Below are 19,947 nucleotides of genomic sequence, written 5' to 3' on the forward strand. Positions count from 1 at the left end.
TCGGCGGCTACCGTAGGCTACGTAAGAAAACTGCCGGCGGCCGGACCCTGCATGAAAAGCAGGTCTAAGATGCTGAGGCCTGATACAAAATCTTTACCAAACGTCTGCGGGTAGGGCTTTGTGCCACCCCAGCCGGACGTAGTGTCAGGTTGGGGCCGAGTCAGAGCTTTCGGCGTCAGCCAATCGCGCCGGTCCAGAAGGGTCGGGTCGGGGTACGAAGGGGAATAGTGGGCGGTAAATTCCACGGGAATCGGCAGCCGCAGACAGCGCAGGTAGAAGTGAAGCAGCGCTAGGTTGAGATCAAACAGAAGCGGGATTTTCTGTACGTAAATGTCGTGCAGATAGTCGGCGTAGTACTCAAAGTACGGGGTGCCGCCGTAAGCGGTTTGCAGGCCCCGCCAATGGATATGCACCCAGTTCTGCCGATAGTCAATTTCCAGCGCCGAGGTCAGGACCTTCTCGCTGCGGTTGCCATCCACGACGGGTACCGTCAGCGGCTTCACGCCCTGATTGGTGAGAATCAGACAACGGTTGCGGTAGGTTTGTTTGCGGTAGTGCTCGTGCCGCTCCAGCCACAGGGCGTCGGCGCCGGCCAGGGCGGCAAAGAACGTAATGGGCGGATTGTACTGGGATTCAAACAGAACGGGCATAGGCGACGAAAAAAGGAACAGCCGGCCGGGGCCGACAGCCGTGATGTTAGCAGAAACGGCTGGGATAACCTGACGAAGGAGTAGATAATCTAAGGCTAGCCTGACGGCAGTGCCGGTATTGAAGTTTATTTAGGAGATAGTTTAACTATGCTCAGGAAAATAAGAACAGATTTGAAGTTTCTGGAGTAGGCGACGGTATCTGCTGAACCATTTCCAGGTTCCGTCAGCTTCTGAAGGTCGACAGTTAATAACTTCCGCCAAACTGACACTATGCGCCGACTTGCTTATCTGCTCACCCTGTTGTGGATTCTGGCCGCCGGTGCGGCCCAAGCGGCACTGCCCCCGCTGCTGGTACTCGATGTAGCCCGGTTCCGCAACGACGACCTGGCGGTGAAAGGCGGGGTGCTGGAAATCTATGCCACCGTGCCGGGGCAGGCCCTGACGTACAAGCGCCGGGCCCCCAAAACTTACCAGGCCGCCGCGACGCTTACGCTGGAGGTGATTGGGGCGGATGGTGCGGCCGTGTACCAGGAAACCATTACGCTGAAGCCGCCAGTCCTGAGCGACACGAGTATCAGCCTGAAGAACCCGGTCAGCTTCCAGAAGCGCGTGCTGGTGCCCGACGGCAGGTACACGCTGCGCGGGCAGGTGCGCGACCAGTACCGCGCCGGCCGGGTGACAGTGGTAGACCTGCCGCTGGTGGTCAACTGGGAAACGAAAAAACCGGTTTTCAGCGACCTCGTGCTGCTGGCGCGGCCGGCTGCCAAGTCGCTGGAGCAGAGTGCCTTTATTCGGAACAATTTCAGCCTCACGCGGGCTCCCGCCGGCCTGTACGCACGCGGTGCCGACCGGCTGTTTTTCTACGCGGAGCTGTATAACCTGGGCGTGGAGCAGGCCGTGAAGCTGGTGTACAAAGTGCGGCCGGTAGCGGGCCCCAAGGACGTGCTGACGGCATCGGCTACCGCAACGGGAGCCGCCGGCCGGGGGACGCCGGTGCTGGGAGATTTGGACCTCAGCAAGCTGCCGGCCGGGGAGTATACGCTAACCGTCGAGGCCCGCGACGCGAAAAATAAAGTACTTTCGAGCCAGATAACCCGCCTGCGCCGCAATCCGGCGAACTACGCCCCGGCCGGCGCGGCGCTGCCCCGATGACCCCAACCCTCAAAAAGTACCCCTGGTATTACCGCCCGCTGGAATGGCTGCTGCTGGGCCTGGCCCGGCTGCCGCTCCGTGTGCTGTACCTGCTGGCGGACGGCATCTACCTGTTTACTTTCTATGTTATCGGCTACCGGCGGCGCGTGGTGCTGGAAAACCTGCGCCACTCATTTCCGGAAAAGTCGGAAGGCCAGATTCAGCAGATTGCTAAAGCCTTTTACCTGCACTTTGCCGAAGTGATGGTGGAAACGCTGAAGCTGGCGGTGATGACGCCGGCCGAGCTGAAGCAGCGGGTGTTGTTCAAAAACCCCGAGGTGCTGGAGAAGTGGTACGCTCAGGGCCGCACGGCCCTCGGCCTCAGCTCCCACGCCGGCAACTGGGAGTGGGTGCTGACTTCAGGAGCCGTGTGGCTGTCGGCCGGTGCCCACGGCGTGTACAAGCCCCTGTCGAACCCATTTTTTGAGGATTTTATGTACCGGCTGCGCACCCGCACCGGGGCCCACCTCATCCCGATGCGTGAAACGCTGCGCAACCTGGTGCGCTACCGCGGGCAGCCGCGGGTAGTGAGCCTGCTGTCGGACCAGGCGGCGGGGCCCGAAGACCAGCCCTACTGGACCATGTTTATGCACCAGGAAGCCGGCTTCTACACCAGCGCCGACCGGCTGGCGGCCCAGTTTCATTTCCCGGTCGTGTACGTGAGCATCCGCCGCCGCCGCCGGGGCTACTACGAAATTGTGCTGACGGAGCTCTACGACGGCGACTCAGCGCTGGAGCCCGGTAAATTTGCCATAACCGACGCCTTCGTGCGGCAGCTGGAGCGCGACATCCACGCATTTCCGACCGACTACCTCTGGACCCACCGCCGCTGGAAGCACAAGCGGCAGCCGGCCGTTTCGTAGGAGCAGTCCTGGGGAGGAAGTAGGTGAAGTAATTCGCCTGCTGAACCGTAAAGAGCCCTGGTAAAGCAAAAAGCCCCGCCGTAAGCATACGATGGAGCTTTTTAGAGGCTGGTATTTTCTGCGTTGCTCAGGACGGACTCCTGCGGCTGGCGCCGGCCCGGCAAGGACCGGTTTTACAGATACTGCTCAATGTCGCCGGCGCCCTGCCGGATGAGCTCAAAGTCGTCGTTGGTACAGTCGATGATAGTGCTGGGGACGTTGTTGCCGAAGCCGCCGTCGATAACCAAGTCGACCAGGGAGCGGTATTTCTCGAAAATCAGGTCGGGGTCGGTGACGTACTCGTCGAGCGTGTTTTCGTCCTCGCGCACCGAGGTGCTGAAGATGGGGTTGCCCAGCTCTTTGACCAGCTGGATGATGATGGTGTTGTCGGGTACCCGGATGCCCACCGTTTTGCGCTTGTTGCCACCCTGGCGCGGGGCTTTGGCGCTGGCCTCAAAAATGAAGGTGAAGGGCCCGGGTAACGCCTTTTTGATGACTTTGTAGGTGGGCGTCGTAATGCCGTGGGCATAGTCGGCAATGTGGGAGAGGTCGGAGCAGATAAAGCTCAGGTTGGCCTTATCCGGGTTCAGGCCCTTGATGCGGCACAGCCGGTCCACGGCTTTGGCGTTATGAATATCGCACCCGATGCCGTATACCGTATCGGTCGGGTAAATGATGATGCCGCCTTTGCGAAGCACGTCCACTACTTGCTGAATACGATTCTGGGGTGGGTTGTCGGGGTGGATGCGAAGCAGCGTGGCGGCCATAGGAGCTGAGTAGAAAGTGAGACATCACCGCGCAGGGGCGGAGGGAGCGGGGCAAGGTAGCACGCCGCCAACATAACTGCCACTCATTCGCGGATTTTGTCGGTGGGGTTACGTTGGGAGGAAATTTAATGGCGCAAAAAAAAGCCCTGGCCAGCGGGCCAGGGCTTTTTTGCAAAACTAACTTTTCCTTACTGCTTCACGAAGGAGCGGGTTACCGTGCCCTCTTTGGTCGTGAAGCGGACGGCGTATACTCCGGCGCGCAGGCTGGCCACGTTCAGGGTTACTTCTTCCTGCGACGCCACGAGCTGCTGCACCCGCTGGCCCAGCATGTTGATGATTTCGATGGTAGCACCCCGGCCCTCGGTGCCCACGCGCAGGTTCAGCGTGGCCGTCGTGGGGTTAGGATACAGGCTCAGGCCCTTGGCGAAGGCCGGCTCCGAAGCTGCCGTTACCAGGGAAATGTCCCCGGCCCGGCGCAGCACCAGCTGGTAGCCTTCGGTGAAAGGCGTGGTATTGTCGAACTGGCCGCCCAGGCCGGTAGCGGTAAACGTGCCAGCGGGAGCCGGCATGTTGTAGGCCGTCGTGCCGCGGTTGATGCGCAGCTGGTAGAGCGTGCCGGCTGCCGTGCGCACGTCCACGTTGTAGCCCGTAGCGGTGGAAGTCGTCGTCCACTGCGTCGGGTCAACGCTGGTCACAGTGCCGGTGCGCACCAGCTCCGACTCGTCATTTTCGGTCAGGGCTGCCGTCAGGGGGCGGGGCTGGTAAATGCGGCGGGCCACACCCAGCGGGGTGATGCCGGTCAGGGTGATCTGAGTCAGGCCGTTGAACTGGGCCAGGGTGCCGGTTACCTGCACCGAGTCGCCCTCGGTCAGCACGATGGCCGGCGTGCCGATGTTGGCCGAAGCAAAGATGCCGACGCCGCCGGTGGGGTCGATAACCGACAGCTGATAGCCGGCGGTGCGGGTGTTGGTGCCGTAGATGGCGCCGCGCACAGTTACCGTGGTGCCGAGCAGCGTGGGTACGCCGGCCGCATCATTTACCGTCACGGCGGCTACGGTCGAAACCGTGGGACCGGTCGGGGTGTCGTTATCCTGAATGGTGAGCGTGTAGGTGCCCGTAGCCAGCGTTGCGCTGCCGGCCGGCGAAACGTTCTGCAGCTTCAGAATTACCGTCTCGTCGGATTCAGCTACGGCGTCGTCGGCAATGGTCACGGTCACGTTCTGGGTCGTGGTCGAGTTGGCCGGGAAGGTGACGGTGCTGGTGGCGAAGGTGTAGTCGGCGGGCGACGTGGCCGTGCCGGCGGGCGTAGCCAGGGCCACTTCCACGCTGATGGCCTGGGCGCTGGTGTTGCTCAGCGTCACGGGTACCGTGACGGTACCCGCGTTTTCGACCACCGTACTGCCGGCCGCGCCGAAGGCTACGGTGGGCGTGGTGCCGCCCGAAACGGCGCTGATCAGCCCGTAGGTGCGCACGTTGTCGATGCGCCAGCTGCCGGCGGCAGATTCGGCAGAGTAACCGTAGATGCGGAACTCAACCGGCGTAGTGAGGTTGGCAAACGGCGCCAGGGCAGTCAGGTCGATCCGCTTGTTGACGCGGGTGTCGGGGTTGTCGGGCACGGTCACCGTGATGATGTTGGCCGCGAAGTTGTCGAGGCTGGAGCGCACGGCCCAGGTAATGATGCCGGTGTTGGAGCGCCGCTCATCCAGCACGAGGCTGTCGAGGCGGGCTTTGAAGCCCGCGGCGGGCTGTACCGAGAAGCTGAAGTAGTCATTCGCGTCCAGGGCCGTCATGCTCCAGTCGGTAGCGGCAAAGGTGTTGGCCCCGGCCGAAGCCGTGACGCCCGTACCGCGCGACATGGCGCTGAACGCGGCGTTGGTGGGCTGGCCGTCGGCGGGGAAGGTGGGTTCCGCGCCCGTGGCGCCCGTGAAGGAATAGGTGCTCAGCGGAGCCTGCGCCTGCGCGGCCGTGGCACCAGTACCCAGGCCCAGCGCCAGCGCAAGCCGCAGAAGGGAAGTAGCGTAAGATTTTGACATGAACTCAGACGGAATTGGTGAAAGGCAGAAGGAAAGGGCCGGGGAGCAGCCACAACCGAAGGAAGGGCCGCCCGAAGAGGTTGTTACACGGGCCCCGGAAGTGTAAAGCTACAGCAAACCCCACTGCCGCCCAACTCCGGATCGGGAGCCCGCTATCTGCGCTTACCCGATTCGGAGCCGGAGGTTGCGCGGGGTGAAACTGAAAAAAGCAGGAGAGAAGCAGAACCCGTACTTTTGAAGCCGGTCCGGACTTTTCGGCCGGCGCCCGGCCCGTACCGGCGGGCGTGTGTTATCATTTGGCTACCTCTTTCCTTTCCCCGTCAATGTCGAAACCGTACCGCCCCGAGGCCAAAGCCAAGTCTGTCCGCCGGCGCAACCGCTTTGCTGCCGTCACGGCCATTTTAGGCGTGCTGTTCGTGAGCTTCTCCTACTATTTCTACCAGGTTTTCTTCACGCCCAACGTCGAAACCAAGGGCCAGCCGACCTACGTGCTGATCCGCAAGGGCCAAAGCTACAAGGCCGTGATGGACTCCATCGACGCGACCAACGTCATCGTCGACCGGCTCTCGTTCCGCTTCGTGGCCAAGCTCATGAAGTACAACCAGCTGGTGAAGCCCGGCCGCTACGAGCTCAAAAACGGCTATACCAACCGCCAGCTCATCACCGATCTGCGCGCCGGCCGGCAGTCGCCGCTCAAGCTCACGTTCCAGAACATCCGCCTGCGCGACGAGCTGGCCCGCAAGCTCAGCACCGCCATCGACACCCGCCCCGGGCAGTTCGACAGCCTGCTCAGCAGCCCCGCTTACACCAAAAGCCTGGGCTTCGACACGACGAACATCATGACCATGTTCATCCCGAACACCTATGAGCTGTACTGGAACTCCTCGGCCGACAACCTCATGCAGCGCATGAAAAAGGAGTACGAGAAGTTCTGGACGCCGGCCCGCGACGCCCAGGCCAAAGCCCTGAACCTGAGCCGCGCCCAGGTCAGCACGCTGGCCAGCATCGTGGAGGCCGAGCAGCAGCAGCACGCCGACGAGCGGCCCCGCGTGGCCGGCGTGTACCTCAACCGCCTGCGGCGCGGCATGAAGCTGCAGGCCGACCCGACGGTGGTGTTTGCCAACCAGGACTTCACCATCAAGCGCGTGCTCAACGTGCACCTGACCAAGGACTCGCCCTACAACACCTACAAGTACGCCGGCCTGCCGCCCGGCCCCATCAACCTGCCCAGCATTGCCAGCATCGACGCGGTGCTGAAGCCCGAGAAGCACGACTACCTGTACTTCTGCGCCAAGGAGGATTTCAGCGGCTACCATGCCTTTGCCCGTAATGAGCGGGAGCACCTCGTCAACGCCCGCCGCTACCAGGCCGCGCTGAGCCGGGCGGGGATTATGAAGTAAGGGGTTGGTTTTTGGTAATTGGTTTTTCGTTTTTGGCTTTCAAAAGCGAATCAACCGGCCCAAAAACCAAAAATTACCAACCAAAAACCAATGTACCTCCACGACACTCAGATCCGGGTCCGCTACGCCGAAACCGACCAGATGGGCTACGTCTATCATGGCAACTACGCCGCGTTTTTTGAGGTGGCCCGCACCGAGGCCTTCCGCCACCTGGGCATCCGCTACAAAGACCTCGAAGCCGACGGCGTAGGCATGCCGGTGGGTGAAATCCGCACCCGCTTCCGCCGCCCCGCCCGCTACGACGACCTGCTCACCGTGCGCCTGCTGCTCCGGCAGCCCGCCGAAGGCTCCCGGGTGATGTTCGAGTACGAAATCTACAACGAGGCCAACGAACTGCTCACCGAGGGCCACACGCTGATGGTATTCGTGGCTACCGCCACCGGCCGCCCCGTGCCCATTCCGGTCGATATTCAGGCCAAGCTGGCCCCGTACTTTTCGGAGGAGGAAATCACCAGCCCGCTCACGCCTCCCGCGCCCCGGCCCGCCGGCGACTCGCCGGCGCCGGCGGCGTTTATCAAGGGTAGCGAGTAGCTACGCCTGGGGCTGCGGTAACGCGAAGCTGCACTTCGCGGGGCGTGCGCGCCGATTCACCGATTGTCGTTCAACGTTTCGCGAAGTGCAGCTTCGCGTTACCACTTCTCCAAACCATGCATCTGCCCGTTCGCCGCTACCATCTGCCCGATGTGCGCCGCCGCCGCTCCTACCGCAAGTTCATCGTGTGGCTCAAGCAGCTGCGCTTTGCCGGCGGCCGGGCTTCGGTCTACGACGTGGTGGACCGCATGATTCAGGAGCTCAAGCTCGACAGCATCACCAAGCGGGCCAGCTACATGTCGTTCAACCTGACGGTGGCGCTGTTCCCGACCATTATCTTCCTTTTTACCCTGATTCCCTACATTCCGGTGCCCAACCTGAATGTGGACATCCTGCAGTTTCTGGGCGACCTGATGCCCAAGGAGCTGTACGCGGCCACGGCCTCCACCATCGAGGACATCGTGAACATCCCGCACGGCGGGCTGCTCTCGTTCGGTTTCGGCACGGCCCTGGTGCTCAGCTCCAACGGCATCATGGCCCTGCTCGACGCGTTTGAGAAGAAGTACCCGTGGTTTAAGCACCGCACGTATCTGCGCAAGCGGGTCATTGCCACCGTGCTCACCATCGTGCTGTCGTTGGTGCTGCTGTTTGCCATTGCCGGCATCTTTTTCGGCACCTACATCATCGATGCGCTGGTGTACTACGAAATCGTGCCCGAGACGCTCACGGCTCAGCTCATCAGCATTCTGAAGTACGGCTCGGTAGTCGGGCTCTTCCTGCTCACCACCTGCCTGATTTACTACTACGTGCCGCCCGTGCACGACAAGTGGCCCTTTGTGTCGGCGGGCGCCATTGTGGCCACGCTGCTCATTTTCCTGGTGTCCTTTCTGTTTATCCTGTACGTCAAGATTTTCGACTCGTATAATACTTTCTACGGCTCCATCGGGGCGCTGGTGGGCTTCATGGTCTGGCTCGACTTCGTGTGCATGACCCTGATTCTGGGCTTCGAAGTCAACGTGAGCATCGATGCCGTGACGGGGCGCCTGAAAAAGTCGGTAAGGGCGTAAGCGTGAAGTTGTAACGGCCGCCAAACCGGTGGGGGCAGTGCCGGCCGGGGCAGAAAGTTGAAATATTTGCGGCCCCTGGCTTGCGCCGCGCGAAAAGCCCTGCTACTTTTGCCGTCCCTAAATCACTCAAATTATCCTTTTAGAGAGGTGGCAGAGTGGTCGAATGCGACGGATTCGAAATCCGTTATACTTGCAAGGGTATCGGGGGTTCGAATCCCCCCCTCTCTACTCCAGGCTTCTTCTTTCGCGGGAAGAAGTTTGTTTTTTCTCCTTACGCGAGCCGTGTCAGAGAGCTGGCAGAGTGGTCGATTGCGGCGGTCTTGAAAACCGTTGAGGGTTAAACCTCCGGGGGTTCGAATCCCTCGCTCTCTACAATAAAAAAGCCTCGTTTCCAGGTTGGAAACGAGGCTTTTTTATTTTCAGAAGCTGAGCGCCAGACTACAGGCTCTCCGTCGTCTTGGCTTTGAGCTTGCCTTTCTCACCTTCTTTGGCCTTCCCCTTGCCATCCTTGATTTTGAGCTTGTCGGGGCTCTCCCCGCCGGGGCGCATACCGCCGCGCTGCTTGCGGCTGGCTTCCAGCTGGGGGTATTTGGCATACTAATCAGCCGCCAGCACTTCCCTGAACCGGGCCTCGTACTTAGCCCGGTTGGCCTTCATTTGCTCTTCCATCTGCTCCCGGGAGCCGGCGGTGGGCGTCTGGCTGCGCATGGCCTGCATTTCCTGGTTCCGGCTCAGCATGATCTGCTGGATACGGGCCGTCTGGTCGGCGCTCAGACCCAGCTCCTGGGTCAGGCGCTGGCTGCGCTGAGTGGCCTGCCGCTCGGGCGTACCCTGGGCAAAGCTGCGGGCATCGGCTGCCCCTCCGCCTGGGAGTGCCGGCAGAAAAGTCAAATGTCTGCCTGGTTTATGGGTTGTTTTTTAACGGCCGCGCTCGGCTGCTGCCCTTAGCTGCCGGGGGCATAACAGGGCAGAAAGACGTGTGCCGTAAGCGTATAAAAACGATGATTAACAGCCATAGACTGGGTTTTGGTGGGTGCCTGGCAATAAGCCAAGGCTTGTTTTTGGCGGCTGGATAACAATATATTTGGCTGTTCAGTAGGCCGCGCCCGTCCTGCTGCCAGGGGCGGCCGTCGGGATTTCGGCACCCACCAAGCCCAGTCGGGATTGGCTCACTCCGCAAACGCGGTTGGGGTGCCTTGCCGATGAGAACAGGCCGGGCTAAGCAAACGGAACTGGCGAGCCAGCCGCGACTCTGCCGGGTTCCCTGGCCACTGGCCCGGGCAGTGGCTCTCAAACGCCCACTCAGCCGGAAACCCCACCGATCAAGAGGGCGGCAGTCGTTGCGCCTTTCCACTAGTTAGCCTGTCACCGGGCCCAACCAAGCCGACCTACATGCAGAACACCGGGAGTCAGCCAGAAAACGGGGTGCGGATGCGGTGGCTGCTCCAAGCGTTGCTCGGACTGCTGCTGCTGGCTGGCTGCCCGGCTGCCGGGCAAGGATTGAGTATGCTGCACGCGCAGGGCAGCAAAATCCTCGATGCTACGGGGCAGGAAGTCGTGCTGCGCGGCTTTAACGTCGGGGGCTGGCTGCTGCAGGAGAGCTACATTCTCAAAACCGACACGCTGGATTCGCAGGCCCGCATCCGCCGGGCGCTGCTGCGCACAATGTCGGAGCCGGAGCTGGAGGAATTCTACGCGCAGTTTCGCGCCCGTTTTATCACCAAAGCCGATATCGACTTCCTGGCCGCCCAGGGCTTCAACTGCGTCCGGCTGCCGTTGCACTACGACCTGTTTCTGACCCGGGAGCAGCGCCGGGCCCGCACCCGGGCCGGCCAGAGCCCCCGCCACGTAGAGGCCTACGTGCAGGACCTGGCCCGGTGGTACGACCAGGACCAGCTCTTTACCGACGCCAAAAATCTGGAAGGCTTCCGGCTGATTGATGACGTGCTCAGCTGGTGCGCGGCCAAAAATATGTACGTGATTCTGGACCTGCACGCTGCCCCGGGCGGCCAGGGCCCGGACCGCAACATCAACGACAACCTTGTGCCGCTGGACCTGTGGAAGCGCCGGGACGCCCGGGGGCGGCTGATTTATCAGGATATCACCGTGCGGCTGTGGGAGCAGCTGGCCGCCCGCTACCGCCGCGACTCCCGCGTTGCTATGTACGACTTTCTCAACGAGCCCCACAAGGTGAACTCCGCGAACGGGCTGTCCGATGATAACCGGGAAATCAACGCTTTATATAGTCGGCTCATCAACGCCGTGCGGGCCCGGAACGATCCGCACCTGTTGCTGCTGGAAGGCAATGGCTACGGCAACGAATACACCAGCCTGACCCCGGACAAGCTCCGGATTGCGGACCGGACCAACCTGGTGTACAACGCGCACCGCTACTGGTGCTCCAACGGCCCCGGCGCTGCCGACCCTAATGCCAACCAGATCAACCTGATCCATAACCTGGTGGCCTTCCGCGACACGTGGCAGGTGCCGGTCTGGGTAGGGGAGACGGGGGAAAACTCCAACGAGTGGTTTGCCGGGGCAGTGCAGGGGCTGAACCAGGCCGGCATCGGCTGGTGCCATTGGACGCTGAAACGGGTGGAAGGCGCCACCAGCCTGCTGCGGGTACGGGCCTACGGCAGCATCCTGACGCCCGCGGGCCGGGCGGCCTTGCTGCAAAACTGCCAGTTTGCGGAATGCCTGCCCAACCGCGACGTGCTGGCTGCTTTTGCGCCCCCCACCGCCGGCCGCCAGCCTTTTGCCACCCTGACGCTGCCGGGCCTGGTGCACGCCACCGACTACGACCTGGGCCGCCACGGCGCGGCTTACCAGGATGAGTACGCCGAAAGAACCGATTACCGCAACCAGAAGGCCACCAACAGCGGCAATGCCTGCCGCAACGACGGCGCCGACATCTTTCCCGTCGACGACCAGGCGCCCAGCCGCGGATTTGCCCTGGGCAGCATGGCCGTGGGCGAGTGGCTCAACTACACGGTGCAGGTGCAGCAGGCTGGTCGGTATACCGTGCAGGCCCGGGTAGCCAATGACCAGGCCACGCCGGCCCGCCTGCTGGTAAAGCTCGACGGCGCGGTGATTGGGACTCTGCTGATTGGTAAAGGCGACAGTCCGGCCACCTGGACCACCGTTTCTGCCACTACTACGGCCATTCCAACGGGGCCGCACACGCTGCAGGTGTACGTGGAGCAGCCCGGGGCACAGCTAAGCTGGCTGCGGTTCAGTCCCGCCCCCGCCGTGGTGCAAGGCAGTGAATAAGTGTTCAACCACCAGCTGATGCACGGCTTGCCCGGCCCGGCGGCTCCCGGCCGGCAACCCGCATTAGTTTCCTTACATTAGGAGCTACATGAAGCGGCCTGCCACCCCCCCGTTATTCCCCGCGCATTTTCCCGCCTTTACCCACTGGCGGCGCAGCCTCTGGCTGTGCCTGCTGCTGCTGGGTACTGTTACGCTCGGCCAGGCCCAGTCGTGCGATAAAAGCCTGCGCGTCCACAGTGGCATCAGCCGGCTTTACATTAGTCCCTGCATGTACAGCCTGCTCGAGGACCCGTCCGGCCAGCTCACCATTGCCGATGTGCGCCGCCCCGAATGGAGCCGCCGGTTTCAGTCGGGAGAGGTAACCTCGGGAGGGAAGCCGGCCGGCAACATCGACAACACGGAATCGGCCTATTGGCTGCGGCTCATTGTGCGCCCCGACGACGACGAGCACCACTGGTACCTGGAGATGTTCGATTCCCACATCAATGACCTCACGTTTTTCCGCGCCAACGCGACGGGCCGCTACTTCGGCGTGCGCACCGGCGCCGACCTGCCCTTTGCCAGCCGGCCCTACGCCTACAAAAACTTTCTCTTCAACCTCTACCAGCGCCCCAACGAAACCCAGACCTACTACCTGCGGCTGAAGTCGGACTCCAAAACAAGCTTTCTGAGCGAGCTGCGCAACGAAACCATGCTGGCCTCCCACTTCCAGACGGAGTACGGCACGCTGGGCGGTTTTTACGGCGTGCTGCTGATCATGGTGGTTTACAACCTGCTGATCTTCCTCTTCATCGGTGAGCAGACCTACCTGCGCTACGTCGTGTATGTGCTGAGCTGCAGCTTGCTGTTCTTGTCGGAAGACGGGCTGGGCTTCGAGTACATCTGGCCGGCGCTGCCCTGGCTGAACCAGGTGGTGAATGCCGGGGCTCCCATTCTGCTGCTGCTCACCTTCAGCTATTACGCCCGTCATTTTCTGGATGCGCCCCAGCGGCTGCCGCGCCTCGACCCCTGGGTGCGGGCCGTGGTGCTGCTCAGTGCCGGGCTGCTGTTGCTGGACACCGTTTTCGTGAAGTCCGGCTTCAGCTTCTGGCTTTACCTGCTGCCTTACGGCATGCTGTACTTCGCGGCTTTCCTCGTGTACCGGCAAGGATTCCGGCCCGCCCGCTTCTTCCTGCTGGCGCAGGGGCTGGTAGCGGTGAGCCTGCTGTTTCTGATTACCCGAAAGCTGGGCGTCGACTTTTTCAACAACGCCTTCACGGTATACAGTATGAACATGGCCTTCGTCATTGAGGTAGTCGTGTTCTCGTATGCACTGGGCGAAAAGATCAAGACCATCAAGGACGCTACGCTGCGGGCCCAGGAGCGCCTGGTGAAGCAGCTGCGCAAAAAGCATCTCGTTCAGGACCGGCTGGTCGAGCAGCTGCACCAGAATCAGGAGCTGAAAGACCAGCTGAACACCGAGCTGGAAGAACAGGTAGCCCGCCGCACGGAAGAGCTGCGCCAGCAGAGCGAAACCATAGTGGTGCAAAACCGCGAGCTGCTGCAGGCCAACGGGCTGCTGGCGCTGCAGTCGGCGGCCATCGAAAAGCTGAATACCGACCTGCAGCGCGACCTGCAGCAGTCCCAGACCGCCCGGGTGTTGTCCAAGGAAGTGGACTTCGGCGAGTTCAGCCAGATCTACCCCAACAAAGATTCCTGCCTGAGCTACCTCGCCGATCTGAAATGGGCCCAGGGATACCGCTGCCGTAAGTGCGGCCACGAGAAGTACTGCGACGCCCGCGAAGCCCACGCCCGCCGCTGCACCAAGTGCCGCTACGTGGAGTCGGCCACGGCCTACACCATGCTGCAGAAATGCAAGTTTTCGATCATCAAGGCCTTTTACGCCGTCTTCCTGATTTACACCCACAAGGGCAACTACTCCTCGCAGGAGCTTTCCCGGGTGCTGGAGCTACGGCAGGGCACGTGCTGGAGCTTCAGCCAGAAGGTGTTGGAGGCTATGCGCCGGCGCCGTCAAGCGGCCGAGTACGACGAAAACGAAGGCTGGACCCACGTGCTGCTCGATGCCCACGGCGCCGTGGAAGAATCACAGCCAGTGGCCCAGGCCGAGCATTCCGGATAAAAATCGGCTACCCGATAGAGAATCTACTGATTGTATAAAAATATTTTAAAATAAACGGGCAAAAAGGCCCCTTTTTTCATTGTTTTTTAGCCGTAAGTGCAACTCAGCCGGGAAAGGGCGCTACTGGGCTTGGCAGCCACAAACTACCGTCCAGAACGTGTGTGGTAAGTGTATAAGCGGAATGTGTAGTAGACGGCAAAACGGCATTTAGGAGCTGTTTGAGGGGTTTTTGCTCTTGCATTTCCCGAACAAGGACTGATATATTTGGGCATTCCCCCTTGTCCCAATGACTACTTCCCGTCCTGCCCAACCTGCGCTGATCAGCGCAGCCGGAGCCTCCGTATTGAGTACTGCCGCTCAGGCCCGCCGGGTGGCGCGCACCTTTGCTTTGGGGGCCGCGCTTTGTCTTGCGGGCAGCTGTCAGCGCCCAGCCGTCACCACCCTGGCTTCGCCGTCGGCCCCGGGGGCAGCGTCCACTCCTACTACGTCGCCTGCGGTCAGCAGCGCTGCTCCGCCGGCTGTGGTGAGTGAGCGGGTAGCCGCGCTGCTGGCCCAGATGACGTTGGAGGAGAAGATCGGGCAGATGACCCAGCTCACGAACACGGTCATCAACACGACCGGCGTGCAGCGCGACGTAACGCTGGATTCGGCCAAGCTGGTCCCGCTGATCCGCGACTACCACGTTGGCTCCTTCCTGAACGGGGAGGCCGTGCCAGCCACCCAGTGGGTGAAGTACTCGGCGGCCCTGCAGCGCATTGCCCTGCGCGAGTCGCGCCTGCACATCCCCATCATCTACGGCATCGACCACATGCACGGGGCCAGCTACGTGGCCGGCACGGCTATTTTCCCCCATAATCTGAATCTGGGCGCCACGTTCAACCCGGAGTTTGCCCGCCAGACGGCCCGGGCCACGGTGCTGGAGTCGGCCGACCTGGGTCACCACTGGATTTTTGCCCCGGTGCTGGACCTGGGCGTGAATGCCTACTGGCCCCGGCTTTACGAAACCTACGGCGAGGACCCGCTGGTAGCCTCCGTGATGGGGACGGCCTTCGTGCGGGAAATTCAGGAAAACAAGGAAATAGCACCTTACAAGGTAGCTGCCTGCGGTAAGCACTTCATCGGCTACTCCGACCCGCGCAACGGCTGGGACCGGACCAACGCCATGATTTCGGACCAGCGCCTGCAGGAATTCTTTCGGCCCTCGTTCCAGGCGGCGATGGATGCCGGGCTGAAAACCATCATGATCAACTCGGGCGAGGTAAACGGCGAGCCGGTGCACGCCTCCCGCCGCATTCTGACCGACCTGCTGCGCACCCAGATGGGATTCAAAGGCGTCGCCGTTACCGACTGGGAGGATATTATCCGGCTGGTGCGCATTCAGAAAACGGCTGCCAACGAGAAGGAGGCCACGTTTATGGCCATCGATGCCGGCGTGGACATGGCCATGACGCCCTACACTACCACGTTTTGCCGCTACGTGAAGGAGCTGGTGCAGGAAGGGCGCCTGAGTGAGGAGCGCATCAACCTCTCGGCGGGGCGCGTGCTGCAGCTGAAGGTGGATCTGGGACTGTTTGAAAACCCCATGCCCCGCACCGACCGCCTCAGCCGCGTGGGCGACCCGGCCCTGAAGCAGCAAACGGTGGAAGCGGCCCGCGAATCGGTGGTGCTGCTCAAAAACGAGCAGAATACGCTGCCCCTGGCGCCCGCCAACATCAGGCGCCTGCTGGTTGTCGGGCCCTCGGCCGACTCGCGGGCCAACCTGGCCGGCGGCTGGACGCTGGCCTGGCAGGGCCGCAAGGAAGCAGAGTATCCCAAAGAGGTGCTGACCATCTACGCGGCGCTGCGCCGGGAATATCCCGGTGCCCAGGTCGAAACGATGCCGTATCAGGATGCGGCCGGCAGGTCGTTGCTGCCGGCAGTAGCGGCGGCGGCCCGCAAAGCCGATGCCGTGGTGCTGGCCATTGGCGAGCGGCCCTACACCGAAGGCCTCGGCAACACCAGCGACCTGACGCTGCCCGAAGACCAGCTGCTGCTGGTGCGGGCCGCCCAGGCCAGCGGCAAGCCCACGGTACTGGTCGTGATTGGCGGGCGGCCCAGCATTATCCGGGGCGTGGCCGCCAAGTCGCCGAGTATCCTGTGGGGTGGCCTGCCGGGCTTCGGCGGCGGCCAGGCCATTGCCGAGATTATCAGCGGCAAGGTGAACCCGAGCGGTAAGCTGCCCTTCACCTACCCGCAGTTTGCCGGCCACATTTCCAACTACCACCACGACAACAACGAAAACTCCCTGGAGCTGAGCGACTTCGGCGCCGGCTTCGAAAACCGCGGCCCCAAGTACAAAAGCGCCATGCTGACCGATTTTGGCGAGGGCCTGAGCTACAGCACCTTTCGCTACAGCAGCCTGCAGCTCAGCGACTCGGTGCTGAGCGGCAGCGGCACGGTGCGCGCCACGGTGCAGGTAACCAACACCAGCCGCCGCGCCGGCAAGGAAGCCGTGCTCTGGTTTCTGACCGATGAGGTGGGCCGCATCACGCGCCCCGTGCGCCTGCTCAAGCACTTTGAGAAGCGCGACTTCAAGCCCGGCGAAAGTCGCGAAATGGCTTTTGAAATCCAGCCCCGTCAGCACCTGACCTATCCCAATGCCCAGGGCCAGGCCCAGCTGGAGGATGGCTACTTCACCCTGCGCGTCGGCGACCAGGTACGGCGCTTCCGCTACGCTGGTCCTACGGCGGCCACCCCCGGCGCGGAGCGTCAGGGTGGCTCCGGCTCCCGCCCCTGAGGCCTGGGGGCCGCCTGGTGGCCCGGCTCAGGTTCTGCTCACTTGCTCCCCACACTTCCAATTCCTACCCGTATGGTCTCAAACAACTACGCACATTGTCTTATCCGGCGCTCGTTGCTGGTAGCGGCCTGCGGGCTGCCCGCGCTGGCCACGCCCGCCGTGGCCGCCGGCGCGGCTGGTTCGCCCGTCACGATGGGTCGGCACTTCAGGGCCGACGTGCCCGTGTCGGGCCGCGTGACGCAAAGCAACGGCGACCCGCTGCCCGGCGTGACGGTGCTGGTGAAAGGCACCACCATCGGCACCTCGACCAATGCCGACGGCACGTTTGCGCTGAGCGTCCCGGAGAACAGCACCCTGGTGTTCAGCTACGTGGGCTACGTGAAGCGGGAAGTGCCCGTAAGCAGCGGCCCGATTACCATCAGCCTGGACGAGGACCTCAAGGCGCTGAGCGAAGTAGTGGTGGTGGGCTACGGCACCCAGGAGCGGACCAGCGTGACCGGGGCCGTATCGTCGGTGTCGGGCCAGGAAATCCGCCAGCAGCCCATTTCCGACCCCACGCAGGCACTCCAGGGCCGCGCCGCCGGCGTCACGGTGACCCAGAACTCCGGGGCGCCCGGTGGCGCGGGCGGCACTTCGGTGCGGGTGCGCGGCGTCACGTCGTCGGGCTACAATGCCCCGCTCTACGTTGTCGACGGTTTCCCGCTGCCCTCCGGCGACGAAAACCAGCTGAACACCATCAGCCCGAACGACATTGAGACGATTGACGTGCTCAAGGATGCCTCGGCCACGGCCATTTACGGGGTGCGCGCCGCCAACGGCGTGGTTATCATCACCACCAAGCGGGGCAAGGCCGGCAAAAGCAGCATCACGGTGGACGCGTACCGCGGCGTGCAGCAGGTGTGGCGCAAGCTGGACATGCTCAACGCCCAGGAGTACGCCGTCATCAACAACGAGGGCCGCATTGCCGCCGGCCTGCCCATCACCCCCAAGCTGCAGAACCCGGCGGCCCTGGGCGAAGGCGTCAACTGGCAGGACCAGATCTTCCGCCGCGCCGCCATGCAGAACTACTCGCTGACGGCTTCGGGCGGCAGCGAAAAGGCCCGCTACGCCGTGTCGGGCAGCTACTACCAGCAGGATGGCACGGTGATAGGCTCCCGCTTCGAGCGTTTCACGCTGCGGGCCAACGGCGACATCGACGTAAACAAGTACTTCCGCATCGGCAACAGCCTCTCGCTCACGAACCTGAACGACCGGCAGGTGAACACCACCGACGAGTTCAACGGCATCGTGACGCTGGCCCTGCAGATGCCGCCCACGGTGCAGCCCTACACTTCCGACGGGCAGTGGAACATGCCCGACCCGGTGGCCGACAACTTCACCGAGCCCAACCCGCTGATTGAGGCCCTGCTGGACAATAAGAAATTTACCCGCAACCGGGTGCTGAACACGTTCTACGCCGAGCTGGAGCCGCTGAAGGGGCTGCGCATCCGCAGCAGCGTGGGCGTGGACCTGATTTTCGACTACAGCCGCTTTTTCCGGCCCGGCCTGACCAATATTCCCAAGTACGCCCTGCGCTCGGCCACGGCCGGCTCGGCCTACAATCCCAGCTTTCTGATTGAAAACACGGCCACCTACGACCGTCTCATTGCCGACAAGCACCAGCTAACGGTGCTGCTGGGGCAGTCGGGGCAGCAGTTCAACTACTACAGCACGGGCGGCGGCCGCGCCGGCTACGTGCGGTCCGACCTGCAGGAGCTGGATGCGGGCCCGATCAACGAGCAGCGCTACAACTACGGTACGAGCAGCGAAACCTCGCTGGCCAGCTACTTCGGCCGCCTGAACTACGAGTACGCCGGCAAGTACCTGCTGGCCGCCACGGTCCGCTACGACGGCTCCTCGGCCTTTGCGCGCGGGGAGCGGTTTGGATTTTTTCCCGGGGTGTCGGCCGGCTGGCGCCTTTCGGAGGAAGCCTTCTTGCAGGATAACAGCCTGGTCAGCAACCTGAAGCTGCGCGCCGGCTATGGCGTGGTGGGCAACCCGGCCAACGCCGGCCAGTTTGCCTCCCTGCCCACCATCAACACCGGCATTATCTATCCCTTTGGCGGCAGCGGCGGCACGGTAAACAACGGCGCGGCGCCGACGGGTCTGCCCAACTACCTGCTGATCTGGGAAAAAAATCAGCAGCTGAACGTGGGCGTGGACCTAGGCCTGTGGGGCAACCGCGTGGAAGCCAGCCTCGACGTGTACAACCGCAGGTCGCCGAACCTGATTGCGTCGGTGCCGCCCTCGGCCGTGACCGGCACCTACGAGGCCCCGCCGACCAACGCGGCTTCGGCTTACAACCGCGGCCTCGACCTGGCCCTGACCACGCGCAACATTGCCAAGGGCGACTTCACCTGGACCACCACGCTCAACTTTTCGACCTACAAAAACCGGCTGACTTCCCTCGGGGCGGGCCTGCCGTTTGATGGGGCCACTTACCGCAGCGGCTCGGTGGTGCGCTACGACCGGGGCTATTCCTTCGGCTACTTCCGCGGCTACGTGGCCGACGGCATCTTTCAGACCAGTGAGGAGGTGAAAAGCCACGCCACCCAGAACGGCGCGGCCCCCGGCGACATCCGCTTCAAGGACCTCAACGACGACGGCCTCATCAACGACCGGGACCGGACCCAGATCGGCAACCCCAACCCGGACTTCACCTACGGCCTGATCAACAGCGTGGCGTGGAAAGGCTTCGACCTGTACCTGTTTCTGCAGGGCTCCCAGGGCAACGACGTGTACAACCTGAACCGCTTCTACACCGAGGGCGGCCTGAACGGCAACGGCAACTCGACCACGGCCGTGCTGGACCGCTGGACCGGTCCGGGCACCAGCAACGTCGTGCCCCGCGCCATTACCGGCGACCCGAACAACAACCTGCGGGTGAGCAGCTACTACGTAGAAGACGGCTCCTACATGCGCATCAAAACGCTGACGCTGGGCTACGCGCTGCCCAAGGGCCTGATCAGCTACGTGGGCGGGCAGCAGGTGCGGGTGTACGTCAGCGCCCAGAACCTGCTCACGCTGACCCGCTACTCGGGCTTCGACCCCGAAGTGGGCGGCAACGCTGTGGACCGCGGCACCTACCCGCAGGCGCGCACCTTCCTGGCCGGCCTCAACCTGAGCTTTTAAGTATCGGCCG

13 protein-coding genes and 2 tRNA genes are annotated in these 19,947 nt (G+C 62.7%); 11 read left to right on the forward strand and 4 right to left on the reverse strand.

The window, feature by feature from the left end; translation table 11 throughout:
• Nucleotides 1-17: 17 nt before the first annotated feature.
• Nucleotides 18-650 (reverse strand): WbqC family protein, encoded by a 633-nt coding sequence (locus ABD842_RS10715; RefSeq protein WP_345113321.1) that lies wholly within the window; start codon nucleotides 648-650, stop codon nucleotides 18-20.
• A 270-nt stretch (nucleotides 651-920) separates the two neighbouring features.
• On the opposite strand from ABD842_RS10715, the gene ABD842_RS10720 reads away from it, so the two are divergent.
• Together ABD842_RS10720 and ABD842_RS10725 are read left to right on the forward strand one after the other, a co-directional pair.
• Nucleotides 921-1,802 (forward strand): hypothetical protein, encoded by an 882-nt coding sequence (locus ABD842_RS10720; protein ID WP_345113323.1) that lies wholly within the window; start codon nucleotides 921-923, stop codon nucleotides 1,800-1,802.
• The gene (locus ABD842_RS10725) at nucleotides 1,799-2,704 is read left to right on the forward strand and encodes a lysophospholipid acyltransferase family protein (protein ID WP_345113325.1); all 906 of its coding nucleotides are present in this window, start codon (nucleotides 1,799-1,801) and stop codon (nucleotides 2,702-2,704) included. Before ABD842_RS10720 ends, ABD842_RS10725 begins: the two co-directional genes overlap by 4 nt.
• A 173-nt stretch (nucleotides 2,705-2,877) precedes the next feature.
• Here the strand turns inward: ABD842_RS10725 and ABD842_RS10730 are convergent, their stop codons facing one another.
• Nucleotides 2,878-3,510, reverse strand: a complete 633-nt coding sequence (locus ABD842_RS10730; protein WP_345113328.1) for an L-threonylcarbamoyladenylate synthase — start codon at nucleotides 3,508-3,510, stop codon at nucleotides 2,878-2,880.
• A 188-nt stretch (nucleotides 3,511-3,698) separates the two neighbouring features.
• Nucleotides 3,699-5,543, reverse strand: coding sequence for a T9SS type A sorting domain-containing protein (locus tag ABD842_RS10735; protein WP_345113329.1), 1,845 nt, complete (start codon nucleotides 5,541-5,543; stop codon nucleotides 3,699-3,701).
• Nucleotides 5,544-5,866: 323 nt separating this feature from the next.
• Here ABD842_RS10735 and mltG point away from each other — a divergent pair, with 323 nt between their 5' ends.
• From mltG to ABD842_RS10760, 5 genes are all read left to right on the forward strand, one after another.
• Nucleotides 5,867-6,943, forward strand: coding sequence for an endolytic transglycosylase MltG (gene mltG / locus ABD842_RS10740; protein WP_345113331.1), 1,077 nt, complete (start codon nucleotides 5,867-5,869; stop codon nucleotides 6,941-6,943).
• Nucleotides 6,944-7,033: 90 nt separating this feature from the next.
• The gene (locus ABD842_RS10745) at nucleotides 7,034-7,534 is read left to right on the forward strand and encodes an acyl-CoA thioesterase (protein ID WP_345113333.1); all 501 of its coding nucleotides are present in this window, start codon (nucleotides 7,034-7,036) and stop codon (nucleotides 7,532-7,534) included.
• 116 nt (nucleotides 7,535-7,650) lie between these two features.
• Entirely contained in the window at nucleotides 7,651-8,601 is a 951-nt protein-coding gene (locus ABD842_RS10750) for a YihY/virulence factor BrkB family protein (protein WP_345113335.1), read from the forward strand.
• Between the two features lie 141 nt (nucleotides 8,602-8,742).
• Nucleotides 8,743-8,829, forward strand: a tRNA-Ser gene (locus ABD842_RS10755).
• A gap of 59 nt (nucleotides 8,830-8,888) precedes the next feature.
• Nucleotides 8,889-8,973 (forward strand) — tRNA-Ser (locus tag ABD842_RS10760).
• 225 nt (nucleotides 8,974-9,198) lie between these two features.
• Here ABD842_RS10760 and ABD842_RS10765 read toward each other — a convergent pair.
• On the reverse strand, nucleotides 9,199-9,492 hold the full coding sequence (locus tag ABD842_RS10765) for a hypothetical protein (protein WP_345113337.1): 294 nt from the start codon (nucleotides 9,490-9,492) through the stop codon (nucleotides 9,199-9,201).
• Between the two features lie 501 nt (nucleotides 9,493-9,993).
• Here ABD842_RS10765 and ABD842_RS10770 point away from each other — a divergent pair.
• The 4 genes from ABD842_RS10770 (at nucleotide 9,994) to ABD842_RS10785 (ending at nucleotide 19,937) form a co-directional block, all read left to right on the forward strand.
• A complete protein-coding gene (locus tag ABD842_RS10770) occupies nucleotides 9,994-11,871 on the forward strand; it encodes a cellulase family glycosylhydrolase (RefSeq protein ID WP_345113339.1) in 1,878 nt (625 codons plus the stop codon).
• 88 nt (nucleotides 11,872-11,959) lie between these two features.
• On the forward strand, nucleotides 11,960-13,990 hold the full coding sequence (locus ABD842_RS10775) for a 7TM diverse intracellular signaling domain-containing protein (protein ID WP_345113341.1): 2,031 nt from the start codon (nucleotides 11,960-11,962) through the stop codon (nucleotides 13,988-13,990).
• 286 nt (nucleotides 13,991-14,276) lie between these two features.
• Complete coding sequence (locus ABD842_RS10780) at nucleotides 14,277-16,766, forward strand: beta-glucosidase (RefSeq protein WP_345113342.1); 2,490 nt, start codon at nucleotides 14,277-14,279, stop codon at nucleotides 16,764-16,766.
• A gap of 72 nt (nucleotides 16,767-16,838) precedes the next feature.
• Nucleotides 16,839-19,937 (forward strand): SusC/RagA family TonB-linked outer membrane protein, encoded by a 3,099-nt coding sequence (locus ABD842_RS10785; protein ID WP_345113344.1) that lies wholly within the window; start codon nucleotides 16,839-16,841, stop codon nucleotides 19,935-19,937.
• Nucleotides 19,938-19,947 lie beyond the last annotated feature (10 nt).

The organism is Hymenobacter algoricola (assembly GCF_039539525.1).
Classification (GTDB): domain Bacteria; phylum Bacteroidota; class Bacteroidia; order Cytophagales; family Hymenobacteraceae; genus Hymenobacter; species Hymenobacter algoricola.

Bases quoted from the DNA above. Each gene is read 5' to 3' on its own strand.
- ABD842_RS10715 (WP_345113321.1), bottom strand. From the start codon at position 650: ATGCCCGTTCTGTTTGAATCCCAGTACAATCCGCCCATTACGTTCTTT.
- ABD842_RS10720 (WP_345113323.1), top strand. From the start codon at position 921: ATGCGCCGACTTGCTTATCTGCTCACCCTGTTGTGGATTCTGGCCGCC.
- ABD842_RS10725 (WP_345113325.1), top strand. From the start codon at position 1,799: ATGACCCCAACCCTCAAAAAGTACCCCTGGTATTACCGCCCGCTGGAA.
- ABD842_RS10730 (WP_345113328.1), bottom strand. From the start codon at position 3,510: ATGGCCGCCACGCTGCTTCGCATCCACCCCGACAACCCACCCCAGAAT.
- ABD842_RS10735 (WP_345113329.1), bottom strand. From the start codon at position 5,543: ATGTCAAAATCTTACGCTACTTCCCTTCTGCGGCTTGCGCTGGCGCTG.
- mltG (WP_345113331.1), top strand. From the start codon at position 5,867: ATGTCGAAACCGTACCGCCCCGAGGCCAAAGCCAAGTCTGTCCGCCGG.
- ABD842_RS10745 (WP_345113333.1), top strand. From the start codon at position 7,034: ATGTACCTCCACGACACTCAGATCCGGGTCCGCTACGCCGAAACCGAC.
- ABD842_RS10750 (WP_345113335.1), top strand. From the start codon at position 7,651: ATGCATCTGCCCGTTCGCCGCTACCATCTGCCCGATGTGCGCCGCCGC.
- ABD842_RS10770 (WP_345113339.1), top strand. From the start codon at position 9,994: ATGCAGAACACCGGGAGTCAGCCAGAAAACGGGGTGCGGATGCGGTGG.
- ABD842_RS10775 (WP_345113341.1), top strand. From the start codon at position 11,960: ATGAAGCGGCCTGCCACCCCCCCGTTATTCCCCGCGCATTTTCCCGCC.
- ABD842_RS10780 (WP_345113342.1), top strand. From the start codon at position 14,277: ATGACTACTTCCCGTCCTGCCCAACCTGCGCTGATCAGCGCAGCCGGA.
- ABD842_RS10785 (WP_345113344.1), top strand. From the start codon at position 16,839: ATGGTCTCAAACAACTACGCACATTGTCTTATCCGGCGCTCGTTGCTG.